The organism is Luedemannella helvata (assembly GCF_039528415.1).
Taxonomy (GTDB): domain Bacteria; phylum Actinomycetota; class Actinomycetes; order Mycobacteriales; family Micromonosporaceae; genus Luedemannella; species Luedemannella helvata.
In genome coordinates this window covers 115,558-129,243 of the sequence record NZ_BAAALS010000006.1, presented here as the reverse complement: position 1 = coordinate 129,243, position 13,686 = coordinate 115,558, and the positions used below count along the sequence as shown (strand labels likewise).

General features: G+C 71.7%; 18 protein-coding genes and 1 pseudogene. 8 read left to right on the top strand and 11 right to left on the bottom strand.

Translation table 11 applies throughout. The features are described from left to right. Positions 1-10: 10 nt before the first annotated feature. Positions 11-1,381 carry a cystathionine beta-synthase gene (locus ABD191_RS08255; protein ID WP_344078599.1) on the top strand — a complete coding sequence of 457 codons (1,371 nt, stop codon included), beginning with the start codon at positions 11-13 and terminating at the stop codon, positions 1,379-1,381. Here ABD191_RS08255 and ABD191_RS08250 read toward each other — a convergent pair. Further along, positions 1,378-1,851 carry a S1C family serine protease gene (locus ABD191_RS08250; protein WP_344078597.1) on the bottom strand — a complete coding sequence of 158 codons (474 nt, stop codon included), beginning with the start codon at positions 1,849-1,851 and terminating at the stop codon, positions 1,378-1,380. The genes ABD191_RS08255 and ABD191_RS08250 overlap by 4 nt on opposite strands. A 106-nt stretch (positions 1,852-1,957) precedes the next feature. Beyond that, a pseudogene (locus ABD191_RS08245) lies at positions 1,958-2,161 on the bottom strand (trypsin-like peptidase domain-containing protein); the annotation flags it as partial. A 333-nt stretch (positions 2,162-2,494) separates the two neighbouring features. Here ABD191_RS08245 and ABD191_RS08240 point away from each other — a divergent pair. Beyond that, positions 2,495-2,839: a hypothetical protein gene (locus tag ABD191_RS08240; protein ID WP_344078595.1), complete on the top strand. Its 345-nt coding sequence runs from the start codon at positions 2,495-2,497 to the stop codon at positions 2,837-2,839. Between the two features lie 205 nt (positions 2,840-3,044). Further along, on the top strand, positions 3,045-3,341 hold the full coding sequence (locus tag ABD191_RS08235; protein WP_344078593.1) for a 4a-hydroxytetrahydrobiopterin dehydratase: 297 nt from the start codon (positions 3,045-3,047) through the stop codon (positions 3,339-3,341). Here ABD191_RS08235 and ABD191_RS29215 read toward each other — a convergent pair. The 5 genes from ABD191_RS29215 to ABD191_RS08215 all read right to left on the bottom strand — a co-directional run bounded on the left by ABD191_RS29215 (position 3,325) and on the right by ABD191_RS08215 (position 5,422). After that, positions 3,325-3,474, bottom strand: a complete 150-nt coding sequence (locus ABD191_RS29215; protein WP_425560682.1) for a type II toxin-antitoxin system PemK/MazF family toxin — start codon at positions 3,472-3,474, stop codon at positions 3,325-3,327. The genes ABD191_RS08235 and ABD191_RS29215 overlap by 17 nt on opposite strands. Before the next feature lie 87 nt (positions 3,475-3,561). Further along, a complete protein-coding gene (locus ABD191_RS08230; RefSeq protein ID WP_344078591.1) occupies positions 3,562-3,852 on the bottom strand; it encodes a type II toxin-antitoxin system RelE family toxin in 291 nt (96 codons plus the stop codon). Next, complete coding sequence (locus tag ABD191_RS08225; RefSeq protein WP_344078589.1) at positions 3,849-4,133, bottom strand: type II toxin-antitoxin system Phd/YefM family antitoxin; 285 nt, start codon at positions 4,131-4,133, stop codon at positions 3,849-3,851. The genes ABD191_RS08230 and ABD191_RS08225 overlap by 4 nt, the downstream gene beginning before the upstream one ends. A gap of 144 nt (positions 4,134-4,277) precedes the next feature. Next, the gene (gene msrA / locus ABD191_RS08220) at positions 4,278-4,937 is read right to left on the bottom strand and encodes a peptide-methionine (S)-S-oxide reductase MsrA (protein WP_344078588.1); all 660 of its coding nucleotides are present in this window, start codon (positions 4,935-4,937) and stop codon (positions 4,278-4,280) included. A gap of 68 nt (positions 4,938-5,005) precedes the next feature. Further along, positions 5,006-5,422 carry an HIT family protein gene (locus tag ABD191_RS08215; protein ID WP_344078587.1) on the bottom strand — a complete coding sequence of 139 codons (417 nt, stop codon included), beginning with the start codon at positions 5,420-5,422 and terminating at the stop codon, positions 5,006-5,008. 90 nt (positions 5,423-5,512) lie between these two features. On the opposite strand from ABD191_RS08215, the gene ABD191_RS08210 reads away from it, so the two are divergent. Together ABD191_RS08210 and ABD191_RS08205 are read left to right on the top strand one after the other, a co-directional pair. Next, on the top strand, positions 5,513-6,649 hold the full coding sequence (locus ABD191_RS08210; RefSeq protein WP_344078585.1) for a cystathionine gamma-synthase: 1,137 nt from the start codon (positions 5,513-5,515) through the stop codon (positions 6,647-6,649). Between the two features lie 52 nt (positions 6,650-6,701). Continuing rightward, positions 6,702-8,093 carry an amidase gene (locus ABD191_RS08205; protein WP_344078583.1) on the top strand — a complete coding sequence of 464 codons (1,392 nt, stop codon included), beginning with the start codon at positions 6,702-6,704 and terminating at the stop codon, positions 8,091-8,093. Here the strand turns inward: ABD191_RS08205 and ABD191_RS08200 are convergent. Further along, on the bottom strand, positions 8,078-8,563 hold the full coding sequence (locus ABD191_RS08200; RefSeq protein WP_425560681.1) for an NUDIX hydrolase: 486 nt from the start codon (positions 8,561-8,563) through the stop codon (positions 8,078-8,080). The genes ABD191_RS08205 and ABD191_RS08200 overlap by 16 nt on opposite strands. A gap of 106 nt (positions 8,564-8,669) precedes the next feature. Here ABD191_RS08200 and ilvA point away from each other — a divergent pair, with 106 nt between their 5' ends. After that, complete coding sequence (gene ilvA / locus ABD191_RS08195) at positions 8,670-9,917, top strand: threonine ammonia-lyase (protein ID WP_344078814.1); 1,248 nt, start codon at positions 8,670-8,672, stop codon at positions 9,915-9,917. Positions 9,918-9,996: 79 nt separating this feature from the next. Here ilvA and greA read toward each other — a convergent pair whose 3' ends face one another. After that, a complete protein-coding gene (gene greA, locus ABD191_RS08190; protein ID WP_344078580.1) occupies positions 9,997-10,497 on the bottom strand; it encodes a transcription elongation factor GreA in 501 nt (166 codons plus the stop codon). A gap of 114 nt (positions 10,498-10,611) precedes the next feature. Continuing rightward, the gene (locus ABD191_RS08185) at positions 10,612-11,034 is read right to left on the bottom strand and encodes a DUF4307 domain-containing protein (protein ID WP_344078578.1); all 423 of its coding nucleotides are present in this window, start codon (positions 11,032-11,034) and stop codon (positions 10,612-10,614) included. Positions 11,035-11,104: 70 nt separating this feature from the next. Between ABD191_RS08185 and mca the strand changes: the two genes are divergently transcribed. Together mca and ABD191_RS08175 are read left to right on the top strand one after the other, a co-directional pair. Further along, positions 11,105-12,010 carry a mycothiol conjugate amidase Mca gene (gene mca / locus ABD191_RS08180; RefSeq protein WP_344078576.1) on the top strand — a complete coding sequence of 302 codons (906 nt, stop codon included), beginning with the start codon at positions 11,105-11,107 and terminating at the stop codon, positions 12,008-12,010. 51 nt (positions 12,011-12,061) lie between these two features. Further along, positions 12,062-12,292 carry a hypothetical protein gene (locus ABD191_RS08175; RefSeq protein WP_344078574.1) on the top strand — a complete coding sequence of 77 codons (231 nt, stop codon included), beginning with the start codon at positions 12,062-12,064 and terminating at the stop codon, positions 12,290-12,292. Positions 12,293-12,422: 130 nt separating this feature from the next. Here the strand turns inward: ABD191_RS08175 and ABD191_RS08170 are convergent, their stop codons facing one another. Next, a complete protein-coding gene (locus tag ABD191_RS08170; RefSeq protein ID WP_344078572.1) occupies positions 12,423-13,676 on the bottom strand; it encodes an NAD(P)/FAD-dependent oxidoreductase in 1,254 nt (417 codons plus the stop codon). Positions 13,677-13,686: the final 10 nt, after the last annotated feature.

The window sequence follows — 13,686 nt, the reverse complement described above, 5'->3', positions numbered from 1 at the left end:
CGCTGCTGACGTGCGTTATTACGAGAACGTCGTCGAGCTGATCGGGGACACCCCCCTGGTCCGCCTGCGCTCCGTCGCCGCTGGCCTACCGGCCACCGTGCTGGCCAAAGTGGAGTACTTCAACCCGGGCGGCAGCGTCAAGGACCGCATCGCCGTGCGGATGGTCGACGCCGCCGAGAAGGAGGGGCTGCTGCGGCCCGGCGGCACGATCGTGGAGCCGACCAGCGGCAACACGGGCGTCGGGCTGGCCCTCGTGGCGCAGCTGCGCGGGTACAAGTGTGTTTTCGTCTGTCCCGACAAGGTCAGCGAGGACAAGCAGAACGTGCTGCGGGCCTACGGGGCCGAGGTCGTCGTCTGTCCCACGGCCGTCGCGCCCGAGGACCCGCGGTCGTACTACTCGGTGTCCGACCGCCTGGTCCGCGAGATCGACGGCGCGTGGAAGCCCGACCAGTACGCGAACCCGAACAACCCCCGCTCGCATTACGAGACGACCGGTCCCGAGCTGTGGGCGCAGACGGAGGGCCGGATCACCCACTTCGTCGCCGGCGTCGGCACGGGCGGCACGATCTCCGGCACGGGCCGCTACCTCAAGGAGGTCTCCGAGGGGCGCGTCCGCGTGATCGGCGCCGACCCGGAGGGCTCCGTCTACTCGGGCGGCACCGGGCGGCCCTACCTGGTCGAGGGCGTCGGCGAGGACTTCTGGCCGGACTGCTACGACCGCGAGGTCGCCGATGAGATCATCGAGGTGTCGGACAAGGACTCGTTCGCGCTGACCCGCCGGCTGGCCCGCGAGGAGGGCCTGCTGGTCGGTGGCTCGTGCGGGATGGCCGTCGTGGCCGCCCTCGACGTGGCCCGCCGCGCGGGACCGGATGACGTCGTGGTGGTGCTGCTCCCGGACGGCGGTCGCGGGTACCTCTCGAAGATCTTCAACGACGACTGGATGGCCCGCTACGGCTTCCTGGACACGAGCGGGCCCGCGGGCGCGACCGTGGGCGAGGTGCTGGCCGGCAAGGCCGTCGCGATGCCGCACCTGGTGCACGTGCACCCGACGGAGACGATCCGCGACGCGATCGACCTCATGCGCGAGTACGGGGTGTCGCAGTTGCCCGTCCTGAAGGCGGAGCCGCCCGTGGTGACCGGCGAGATCGCCGGGTCGCTGGCCGAGAAGTCGCTGATGGACGCCCTGTTCACGGGCGAGGCGCACCTGCACGACAAGATCGAGCGGCACATGGAGCCGCCGCTGCCGATGATCGGCGGCGGTCAGCCGGTCGGGGAGGCGGTCGCGCTGCTGGAGAGCGCCGACGCGGCGCTGGTCCTCATCGACGGCAAGCCGGCGGGCGTGCTCACCCGGCAGGACCTGCTCGCCTACCTGGGCCGCTAGTCCAGGGGGGTCGGGACCGCGACCACGTCGACGAGCGCGTCGCGCCGCAGCACCGTGATCGGCAGCCGGCTGCCGATCGCCTTGCCGAGCATGAGCTTCTGCACGTCCTGGGTGGTCTGTACCGGCCGGCCACCCGCGGAGATCAGCACGTCGCCGACGTAGAGCCCGGCCTCCCCGGCCGGGCTCCCCGGCACCACCTCGATCAGGCGCAGGCCGCGCCGCTGCCCGAAGCGTTGCGCCAGGTTGGCGCTCAGCGGCACCGGCACCCCGGCCACACCGAGCCACGCGCGGCGCACCCGCCCGGTCGAGATCAGCTCGCTGATGATCGTCCGGGTGGTGGCGTTGACGGGCACGGCCAGCCCGAGGCCGATCCCGGCCACCGCCGTGTTGACGCCGACCACCCGCGCGGCCGCGTCGGCCAGCGCGCCGCCCGAGTTGCCCGGGTTGAGTGCCGCGTCGGTCTGGATCACGTCGTCGATGAGGCGGGTACGCCGCCCGTCGCGTACCGGCAGCGACCGCCCCCAGCGCGCTGACCACGCCGGCGGTCACCGACCCGGCCAGCCCCATCGGGTTGCCGACCGCGACCACGAGCTGCCCGATGCGCAGCGAGTCCGCGTCGCCCAGCGTCGCCGGCCGCCCCGCGCCGGTGTCAGCGACCCGGATGACGGCGAGGTCGGCCAGCGGGTCCGCGCCCACGACCTCGAACCTCGTCTCGGAACCGTCCGTGAACTCGGCGGTGCCGCCCGCGCCGCCACTGACCACATGGGAGCTGGTCAGCATGAACCCGTCCGCGGTGAACAGCACGCCCGAGCCCGCGCCCTGCCCCCGCGCCGTGCGCACGGTCAGGCTGGCCACCGTGGGCAGGACGCTCGCGGCAACGGTCGTAACCACCTGGGAGTACGCGTCGAGCGCCGGCTCGCCCGGGGGAATGTCATCGGCCATGCCGCCCACAACGCCCGGCCTCGTCGGATCGATGCCCGTTGTCGTTCCGCTCTGGGCGAACCCGTGGTCCACCACGATGGCCGTCAATCGCACATCGGGTCCGTTGAGCGAGGTGCGCCGCGCCGTAGCGTCACCGTGTCAGCACAATCCGGCACGCTGAGGGGGAGGAACATGACCACGTTCCAGGTAGTCGAAAGCGAATGCCCGGCTGGCGTCGTCGACCGGATGCTCTGGCGCGACGCCGAGCACATCCTGCGTCGCCACCACGGCCACACGGCCGACAACATGTGCGTCTGGTGCGGCCGCGAATGGCCGTGCGGCCCACGCCGGCTGGCGGAGCGCGCCCAGGCGGCCGCGTACCGCCCGGTGACCGCCCCGTGGGGGGTCTTCGAGGAGGTCACCCGCGGGATCCGGCCAGCCTTCAACGAGCGGCCCGTCCGCGCGTCGTACCCCGGCGGATACCCGCGGTCGGAGGGGCGTCACCACCTCAACCGGCGCTCGTACGACGCGTTCTGAGCCTTCCTGCGCGGTGCCGGTCCGGTTCCGGCGAGCACCGGACCAGCGCCGCACCAGGGCGGGGGCACGCGGTTCACCTTCCCCGCGCACACATCAGGCCGCGTGCCCCCGTCCTGGACTTCTCCGCAGCTGTGACCTCTCTGCCGCTGTGAACCGGATTGGCACCTGTGGGTACCGGTGCGGTTCACGGCTCTAGAGTTGGTTCATGGCCGAATTGCTCCCCGAAGAGGCGGTCACCGCAGCGCTGGCGACACTGGACGGCTGGATCTGGGCGGGTGGCTCCAGCGGCCTGGCGCGCACGGTCAAGCTGCCGAGCTTCCCGGCCGCCATCGCGGTCGTCGACCGGGTCGCGGTGGTCGCCGAGCGGATGGACCACCATCCCGACATCGACATCCGCTGGCGCACGCTGACGTTCACCTGCGTCACGCACTCCGCGGGCGGCGTTACAGACCTGGACCTCCGCCTGGCCACCCAGATCAACGAGATCATCGCGGCGGTCTGACGCGTCCGGCCGGTCGGTCGAGTCGCAAGACCACGCGTATGGCCTCGTCGACGTCTGTCATCTCGCGCTTGGTGAGATGCCCAACGAGTGGGCCGAGCCGTTCCGGGTCGACGGCGGCGACCTGCTCTGCCATGTGGACTTGCCGTTGATCTCGACTTCAGGGAGAAGGACGTGGGCTATGGGTGCGAGGGGGTGAGCCGGCCGGCTTTTCGGCGGTGAGTCAACGCGACCGGTACGCGTCCGCGCGGTATTCGATCGCCGTAACGGTCACGATGCGCTTGTTTTTGTCGATCTCGTAGAGGACGCGGTACGTGCCCCGTCGCGCCGACCAGGTGCCTTCGAAGGGTGGCAGAAGAAGGCGTTTGCCGACCCGATGCGGGTCGTCGAGCAGGGCGGTGGTGATGAACTCGTAGACGGCCGCTGCGATCTTCTCCGGCAGTCTTCCGGCCAAGGCGCGGGCGGCAGGGCCGGTGACCTGGAGTCGGTAGCGGCCGGCATTCGGGTCGGTCATCGTGACCGCTTCGACCGCTTCGCCATCAGAGCGGCAAGCTCGCCGGCGTCGAGGACATCCCCCGCTTCGACGGCTGCCCTGGACTCGGCGAGTTGCCGCATGGCTTCGGCGCTGGACAGGACCTCCAGGGTCTCCTCCAGGGCCGCGAGATCGTCAGCAGAGATGAGGACCGCGGCGGTGTGGCCGTGCCTGGTGATCTCTATCCGCTCGTGTGTCGAGGCCACCTCGTCGATGAGTTCCGATAGGCGGTTGCGGGCATCGGTGAACGGCACTGAAGTCACGCTCGAAGTATAGGCAGTTTCTGGCGTGAAGTATGTACAGATTTCCGGGCAGCGCCGTGGAAAGCCGCCAGCGCTCGAAGAGTTCGCACGGGTGGCGCACCGGAAAGTGGCCGCCGCGCAGTTGCGGCGGCCACAGATTCGGGTTCAGGCGGTCTTGGCTACACCAACCGGGCAGGTCAGGCCGTTGGGGCCGTGGTTGCAGTAGCCGTTCGGGTTCTTGGCGTCCGACAGGTACTGCTGGTGGTAGTCCTCGGCGTAGTAGAACTCGCCCGCCTCCGCGATCTCCGTGGTGATGTCGCCCGCCCCGGCGTCCCGCACCAGGGGGTTGAACGCCTCCCGGGACGCCCGCGCCTCGGCGAGCTGCTCGGAGGTCGTGGCGTAGATCGCCGAACGGTACTGGGTGCCGACGTCGTTGCCCTGGCGGTAGCCCTGGGTGGGGTCGTGGTTCTCCCAGAAGACCTTGAGCAGGTCCGCGTACTGGATCTCGGCGGGGTCGTAGACGACCTGGACGGCCTCGGTGTGGCCGGTCAGGCCGGTGCAGGTCTCCTCGTAGGTGGGGTTGGGCGTGTAGCCGCCCTGGTAGCCCACCGAGGTGGAGTAGACGCCGGGCAGCCGCCAGAAGAGGCGCTCGGCGCCCCAGAAACAGCCCATGCCGAAGTACGCGACCTCCAGGTTCGCCGGCCACGGGCCGCGCAGCGGCGTACCGAGCACGGTGTGGCGGTCGGCGACCGGTAGGGGTGTCGCCCGGCCGGGCAGCGCCTTGTCGGGGGCGACCATCTCGGGCTGGTTGAACCTCAGGAACATCCGCTTACCTCGCAGTCGAAGAGGAGCCACCCGGCACAACCACGAACGGCGGCCAGGCGTTCCCAAGATCATTCGGGCAGTGCGGCGGCGATCTTCGCGGCGTACTCCAAAGATTCTGTCTCCGACGCGTATTTCGTGCGCGGCCAGAAGAATCCGCGCAGTCCGTCGCCCTTTGTCCGGGGCACGACGTGTACGTGCAGGTGAGGCACGCTCTGGCTGACCTTGTTGTTCATGGCCACGAAGGTGCCGCCGGCGCCGAGGCCGGCCTCGACCGCGATGGCGATTCGTTGCACAAACGCGAAGAAATCTCCTAAATCGCCGACGGCCAGGTCGGCGAGTGTCGGGACGTGCGAACGCGGCGCCACGAGCACATGACCTTTGAAGACCGGGCGATAGTCGAGGATCGCCACGCCGGACGGGTCGTCGGCGACCCGTGTCACATCCGTCGTCCCGGCGACCACTCCGCAGAACAGGCAACCCTCCACGGCATCGACCCTAGCGGGCGCTAGCCTCAACCAATGACCGAGCGGCAGGGCAGAGGCGCGCTGGCGCGGGAGCGTAGCGGAGGTGACAGCGTGCCTGCGGGCTTCGAGACGCTGGCGATCCACGCAGGGCAGGAGCCCGATCCCCGCACGGGCGCCGTGGTGCCACCGATCTACCAGACCTCCACGTACGCGCAGGACGCCGTCGGCGCGCCGCGACTCGGCTACGAGTACTCGCGCACCGCCAACCCGACTCGCGACGCCCTGCAGGAGTGCCTCGCGGCGCTGGAGGACGGCCGGCACGGGCTGGCGTTCGCCAGCGGCCTGGCCGCCGAGGACACGCTGCTGCGCGCGCTCTGCCGCCCCGGCGACCACGTGGTGATCCCGGACGACGCGTACGGCGGCACGTTCCGGCTCTTCGCGAAGGTCGCGGCGAACTGGGGCCTGGACTTCACCCCGGCCCACCTGTCCGATCTGGACGCCGCGCGGGCGGCCGTGACGCCGAACACCAAGATCATCTGGGTGGAGACGCCGACGAACCCGCTGCTCGGCATCGCCGACATCGTCGGCCTCGCCGCGCTCGCCCGCGAGAGCGGCGCGCTGCTCGTGGTCGACAACACGTTTGCCTCGCCCTACCTGCAACAGCCGCTCGCGCTCGGCGCCGACGTGGTGGTCCACTCCACCACCAAGTACATCGGCGGGCACTCCGATGTGGTCGGTGGGGCACTCGTCGTCCGCGACGGCGAACTCGCCGCGCGGCTCGCCTTCCACCAGAACGCCATGGGCGCCGTCTGCGGTCCCTTCGACGCGTGGCTCACCCTGCGTGGCGTCAAGACCCTCGGGGTACGGATGGACCGCCACTGCGACAACGCGGAGCGGATCGCGGAGTACCTGGTCGGGCACGCCGCCGTGGCCAGCGTGCTCTACCCGGGCCTGCCCGAGCACCCCGGGCACGAGACGGCCGCCAAGCAGATGCGCCGCTTCGGCGGCATGGTGAGCTTCCGCCTCTCCAGCGAGGCGGCGGCCATCGAGGTCTGCAACCGCGCCAAGCTGTTCGTCCTCGGCGAGTCGCTCGGCGGCGTCGAGTCGCTCATCGAGCACCCCGGCCGGATGACCCACGCGTCGGTCGCGGGCTCCGCGCTGGAGGTGCCCGGCGACCTGGTCAGGCTCTCGGTCGGCATCGAGTCGGTCGACGACCTCCTGGCCGACCTGGAACAGGCGTTGCGCTGACTCGTTAGCACATCGCAGGCTTAATTGTCGGCTGGCGACAGGGGAGAACGCCGTGCTCGAGCAGCATTCCACCTGGGTGGGCGCCACCGCGCGGCAGATCGCGCGCGCCGTGCGTCGCGGCGACGCGCGCGCCACGGAGGTGCTCGCCGACCATATCGAGCACGCCCGGGTCGCCGACCCCGAGGTCAACGCGATCCGGGTGCTGCGCGCCGGCGAGGCCCTGGCCGAGGCCGAGCAGGTCGACGCCGAGCCGGACCTCGCCGACCTGGCGTTGGCCGGGGTGCCCGTCCTCGTCAAGGAGAACACCGCGGTCGCGGGGCTGCCGACGTGGCACGGGTCGGTCGCCGCCCGCACGGCGGTCGCCGACAACGACCATGAAGTCGTACGCCGGCTGCGCGGCGCGGGCGCGGTCGTGCTCGGTGTGAGCCGCATGCCCGAACTGGGCCTGTGGGGCACGACCGACGACGAGACCGCGGTGACCCGCAATCCGTGGCGGCTCGACCGTACGCCGGGCGGTTCGTCAGGCGGCTCGGCCGCCGCGGTCGCGGCCGGCATCGTGCCGATGGCGCACGGCAACGACGGGCTCGGGTCGATCCGCATCCCGGCCGCGTGCTGCGGTCTCGTCGGGTTCAAGCCGGGGCGCGGCATCATCCCGTACGACATCGGGATCACGAGCTGGCTCGGGCTGGCCGAGCACGGCATCCTCGGCACGACGGTCGCGGACGTGTCGGTCGGCTTCGCCGTGCTCGCCGGTCGCACCCCGACCCCGCTCGTGGAGCCCGACGAGCTGCGCATCGCGGTGTCCGTGCGCAGCCCGGTCGCGGGTGTCTCCCCGGACCGCGACACCCGCGAGGCCGTGGCCGCGGCCGCCCGGGTGCTCGTCTCGCTCGGGCACCGGACCGTGTCGAGCGACCCCACGTACCCGACCAAGCTGGGACTGCTCGGCATCGCCACGTGGTGCGCCATCGCCCACCGGGAGTCCGCCGGGCTGTGGCTGCCCGACCTGCAACCGCGTACCCGCCGGCACATCTCGCTCGGCGCGCACGCGGACAAGCGCGGCGTCGTGCGCGACAGCGACCGTGACGCCTGGCGCGCGCGGTGCGAGGCCTGGTTCGTCGACGGCGGGTTCGACCTGCTGGTGCAGCCCGTCCTCGCCGGGCCGCCGCCGGCCGCCGAGCCGTGGTCGGGGCGCACCTGGCGGGCCAACATGGCGGCGAACCTGCGCTACGCCCCGTACGCCGCCCCGTGGAACATCGCCGGGTTCCCCGCGATCTCCGTGCCGGCCGGCGTACGCGGCGACGGGCTGCCGGCCGCCGTACAGATCGTCGGCCCGCCCGGCAGCGAGCTGCTGGTGCTCGCGGTCGCGGCCCAGATGGAGCTGGCCGCGCCGTGGCGCCCGCACGCGCCGGGCTGGCCCCGCCTCGGCGCTCAGGCGCGCACGTAGGACCAGTCGACCATCCGGCCCGCGTGAAACGGCATCCAGCCGTGGAAACTGCGCGGGTCGTCGTCGAAGACCATCGGTAGGAAGAGGTGGTCGCTGTCCCACATGGGCAGCGATTCCAGGTCCGCGATCTTCACCCAGTGCAGCGTGCCCTCGTCATTGCCCGGGTACGCCTCGCCGCGCCACTCGTCGATGCGGAAGATGAAGCCGAACCAGTCCTCCCCGGCCCTGCCGAAGCCGGGCCACGAGATCGTGCCGCGCAGCGTGACCGCGTCGGCGACGAGCCCGGACTCCTCGTAGATCTCGCGGCGGATGCCCGACACGACGTCCTCATCGGACTCCAGCTTGCCGCCCAGCCCGTTGTAGTGGCCGAAATGCAGGTCCGTCGGACGCTTGTTGCGGTGGACCATCAGGACCCGGTCGCGCTCCGGCGACACGACGTAACCCAGCGTGGCGAGGATCGGTCGATGCACGGCAGGCATTGTGCCAGCCTCCCGCACGGGGCCACGGCGGGAGTGCGACGATCGGGTGATGAGCGACGACCCGCCCCTTGCCGTGTCCGTCCCGGTGGGCGACCCGATGCCGCCGGCGGACTGGACCCCGCCGACCGAGGAGGTCACTCTCGCCGACATCGAGGCGGCCGAGCTCGGGCTGGCCGGCGTGGCGCGGATGACGCCGCTGGAGCCGTGCCGTCCGCTGTCCGCCCGCGTCGGCGGCCCTGCCTGGCTCAAGTGCGAGAACCTGCAGCGGGCCGGGTCGTACAAGGTGCGGGGGGCGTACACCCGGATCTCCCGGCTCACCGACGCCGAGCGCGCCAACGGGGTGGTGGCCGCGAGCGCGGGCAACCACGCCCAGGGTGTGGCCGTGGCGGCCAGCCTGATCGGCACGCCGGCGACCGTCTTCATGCCGGTCGGCGCACCGCTTCCCAAGATCGCGGCGACCCGGGGGTATGGCGCGGACATCCACCTCATCGGGGAGACGGTCGACGAGGCGCTCGTCGAGGCGGAGAACTTCGCCCGGCGTACCGGAGCGGTGTTGATCCATCCGTTCGACCACCCGGACGTGATCGCGGGCCAGGGGACGGTGGGCCTGGAGATCCTGGAGCAGTGTCCCGATGTGGCGACCGTCGTCGTCGGCGTGGGCGGTGGTGGGTTGATCTCCGGCCTGGGGGTGGCGCTGAAGGCTCTCAGACCGGACATCCGGCTGATCGGCGTGCAGGCCGTCGGGGCCGCGGCCGTGCCGGCCTCGCTGGCCGCCGGCCGGCCCGTGCGGCTGGCGGCCATGTCGACCATCGCGGACGGCATCGCGGTGGGGCGTCCCGGCGAGCTGACCTTCGCCCACCTCAGCAGGACGGTCGACGAGGTCGTCACGGTCACCGAGGAGGACATCTCCCGGGCGCTGCTCATGCTGCTGGAACGCAGCAAGCTCGTGGTGGAGCCGGCCGGTGCCGTCGGCGTGGCCGCCCTGATGGCCGGCGTCGTGGACGTCAAGCCGCCCGTGGTCGTCCTGCTCACGGGCGGCAACATCGACCCGCTGCTCATGGTCCGGGTGATCGAGCACGGCCTCGCCGCCGCCGGTCGGTACCTGCGCATCCGGGTCCGCTGCGGCGACCGCCCCGGGCAGCTCGCCGCGCTGCTCGCCGAGATCGCCCAGCAGGGGGCGAACGTCGTCGACGTCGAGCACCAGCGGCACGACCAGCGCCTGCGGCTTGGCGAGGTCGAGGTCGGCCTGGCCGTGGAGACGCGTGGGTCGGAGCACTCCGACCACCTGGTCACGGCCCTGCGCGAGAGCGGCTACACGGTCACTCCCGACCGCGCTCTGGACTAGCCCGCGCAGGGCCGCTCGACGGTAGACCTGAAGCGACCGTAGACCTGAAGCGACCGTGGACCTGATCAGGTGTTGATGGTCAGCCGGCGAAGGGCTCGATGGCGACCACGGTGACGCTGATCGTGGCGCCCGTGGGCGCCGTGTACGAGACCGTGTCGCCGCGCTTGGCGCCGTTGATGGCCTGGCCCAGCGCCGAGGCGGGGCTGTAGACGGTCAGTTCCGTGGTGGCCGCGATCTCGCGGGAGCCCAGCAGGAACGTCTCCGTGTCGTCCGGGTCGTCGTCGAAGTGGATCGTCACGACCGTGCCGGGGGCGACCGCGTCCGTGGTGGGCGCCTCGCCGACGTGGGCCGTACGCAGGAACTCCTGCAGGTAGCGGATGCGGTGCTCGGCCTTGCCCTGCTCCTCGCGGGCGGCGTGGTAGCCGCCGTTCTCCTTGAGATCGCCCTCCTCGCGCCTCGCGTTGATCTCGGCGGCGACGGCCGGGCGCTGCGCGATCAACTCGGCGAGCTCGGCCTGGAGTCGGTCGTACGCGTCCTGGGACAGCCAGGTCGCGTGCGTTTCGCGATCGGTCGTGGACACGGGGAACTCCTCGGGCGGATAGGGGGCTTAACCTGGGGTTCTGGCCAGCGGAAGGACTCCTCCCGGCTGAGCCAGATCCTCCAGCGTACCAAAGGCGCGCCCCACCCGAGTAACTCAACGAGCGGGGCCGCACCCCGGCACGTCGGAATAGAAGGGCTGGTCAGTGGCGGTCAGGACGACGCTGCCGAAAAGCGTGCGCGCCTGTGGGCCGGCGGCGGGAAGATCCACCACGGCGCGGCCGACCTCGACCCCCGCCCGGTTGCGGGTCCGGACGGTGCACCGCGCGCCCTGGCCCTCGGGTACCCGTACCTCGAAAGAGATCTTCACCGATGTGGCGGTGACGTCCGTCACCGCGACGGCACCGACCTGGTACGGCGGAACGCCGTACTGTCGGTAGAGTTTGACCGTCACCGCCAGCCCAGCAGCGATGATCAAAAGGCCCGCGACGACCGGCACCCACCGCCGCCGTTTCGGGTCACGACGGCGTCCGTACCGGCCCGGGGGAAACTCGACCGGGGTGGCCCGCACATCTGTCACGCGCACCATCGTCGCAGGTCCGGCTATCCGGCGGCGACGGGACCCACGACACGTGAGAACAGGAGCACCCGTGGCCGAGCAGCTGCGCCTCATGGCCGTGCACGCCCACCCCGACGACGAGTCCAGCAAGGGCGCGGCGAGCGCGGCCCGGTACGTGGCCGAAGGCGTCGATGTCCTCGTGGTGACCTGTACGGGCGGCGAGCGTGGCAGCGTGCTCAACCCGAAGATGGACCGGCCCGAGGTGCTCGCCAACATCGCGGAGATCCGCCGGGCGGAGATGGACGCCGCCCGGGAGATCCTCGGCATTCGCCAGGAGTGGCTCGGTTTCGTCGACTCGGGCCTGCCCGAGGGGGACCCGCTGCCGCCGTTGCCGGAGGGCTGCTTCGCGCTGGTGGACCTGGAGGTCGCCACGGAGCGGCTGGTCCGGCTGATCCGCCAGCACCGCCCGCACGTCATGACGACGTACGACGAGGAGGGCGGCTACCCGCACCCGGATCACATCCGCACCCACGAGGTGAGCGTGGCCGCGTTCGAGGCGGCCGGCGACCCCGACCGGTTCCCGGAGGCCGGCGCGCCGTGGCAGCCGTTGAAGCTCTACTACCACATGAACTTCTCGAAGCGGAAGTTCGTCGCGCTCTACGAGGCCATGGTCGCGGCCGGCATCCCGGCCGCGGCGGAGTACGCCAAGCGGATCGAGGAGTGGGGCGACGACTGGGACAAGTCGGGGCGAATCACCACCCTGGTGCCGTGCGGCGACTACCTGCACCTCCGCGATGACGCCCTCCGGGCCCACGCCACCCAGGTCGACCCGGACGGCCCGTGGTTCCACGTGCCTCTGGAGCTGCAGAAGGTCGCCTGGCCCACCGAGGAGTTCGAGCTGGCCCGCTCCCTGGTCGACACCACGATTCCCGAAAATGATCTTTTCGCAGGCGTCCGGGAGACGCTCTGCTGCGCGGAGGAGCCCGCCCGAAGCTGAGCCCGCCGGGCGGGGGCGTACCGTTAGGGGTGTGGAGAGAGGACCCCACCGATGATTGAGCTGCTCGCCGATAACAATTTCGGCGACACCCGCGACGGCGGCCTTGCTGGGCCGACGGGCCTGTTGATCATCGTGCTGCTTGTCATCGGCACCGTCCTGCTGATCCGCAACATGAACTCCCGGCTGCGCAAGCTGCCCGACAGCTTCGAGCCCTCCGACGTGCCGGTGTCCCCGGCGATCCCGCCGGTGACCCCGCCCGGCCAGGACAAGCCCCAGCCGTAGGAAATTGGGCGACCCGGCCGGTCGCCGTTGCCGAGCCGGCCGCCTGTGGGCGTGCTCCGGGTGGGTGAGCCGCGCGCCGCCTCCGACATCAAGCGCGGCTGGCACAACATCTGACGCCCGGCGGCGCGGCTCACGATTCGGTGCACAGCCGCGCCGTTGCCAGCCGGCGGGCGAGCCGGCCGACGCCGCGCGCCCCCAGGATCCGCAGCGCGTTCGGCGCGCCGAAGTAGCGGGCCGGTGACTCCATCCCGGCGAACATCCCCAGGAACCGGCTCACCTCCGCCGGCCGGTCGGCGATCGCCGCGAGCAGTTGCCGCTGCCCCAGGCTGGGCGGCGCGAACCGGGCCAAGCTGACGGTGAGGTCGTACATCGCCCGCAGTCCCCGGTCGCGCTCCCGTTGGCGCCGGGCGAGCGCGGCGTCCAGCCGCCCCCGTGTGAGTCCGTCCACGATGGAGTGCGCGAGCAGCTCCGCGTCGACGAGCGCGTTCGTGATGCCCTGTGCGGTGACCGAGTCCATGACCGCGCCGGCGTCGCCGACGAGCGCCCAGCCCGGCCCGTGCGCCGCCCGGAACCCGTTCGGCTGGTCCGGGGTCGTGCGCAGCCGTTCCACGCGCGTCCCGGCGCGTACCCGTTCGCCCAGGTCGCCGCAGCGGTCCAGGGTGGCCAGGTAGTGGCCCTCCAGGTCGGCGCGCGCGCCAGCGAACGACGGCAGGGGCGCGGCGACGTACACCATGGTGAGATCGCCGTTCGTGGGGAAGACGGCCACAGCGCGGCCGGGCCGCTGGTACATCTCGCCGACCGTGACGGGAACCCCCGACCAGTACGAGTACGACGCGAAGGCGAGCGCCGGCCGCTGCCGGTAACGGGCGGCGCCCACAGCGTCGGCGACGGTGGAGTGCTTGCCGTCTGCGCCGACGACGAGGCGCGCACTGTAGGTAAGCAGAGCCGTACCACCCCGGGCCCGGCCGCGCACCCCCGTCACGCGCCCGCCCTCGGCGGTCAGCTCCTCGACCCGGAACCCGTCGATCACCTCGGCGCCGGCCGCGCGCGCCGCGTCGACGAGCAGCGCGTCGAGCACCGTCCGGCGTGGACTGTAGAGCGCGTCGACCCCGTCGTACGCGGGGAACGAGCCGCGCAGCACGGTGCCGTCGCCGTCGAAGCGGACCTCTCTGGTGGCCGGTGTGCCGGCGCGCACCAGGGCGTCGAGCAGGCCCCACCGGGCGAGCCGGGCGATGCCGGGCACCTGGACCTGGTGTGAGGAGATCGTGTCGCTGCCGGCCGGCGCGCGGTCGACCACCAGCACCTTCAGCCCGCTCCTGGCCAGCAGCAGCGCGGTCGCCGCACCGGCCACCCGGGCCCCCACCACGATGACGTCGTACCCCATGAACGCCTCC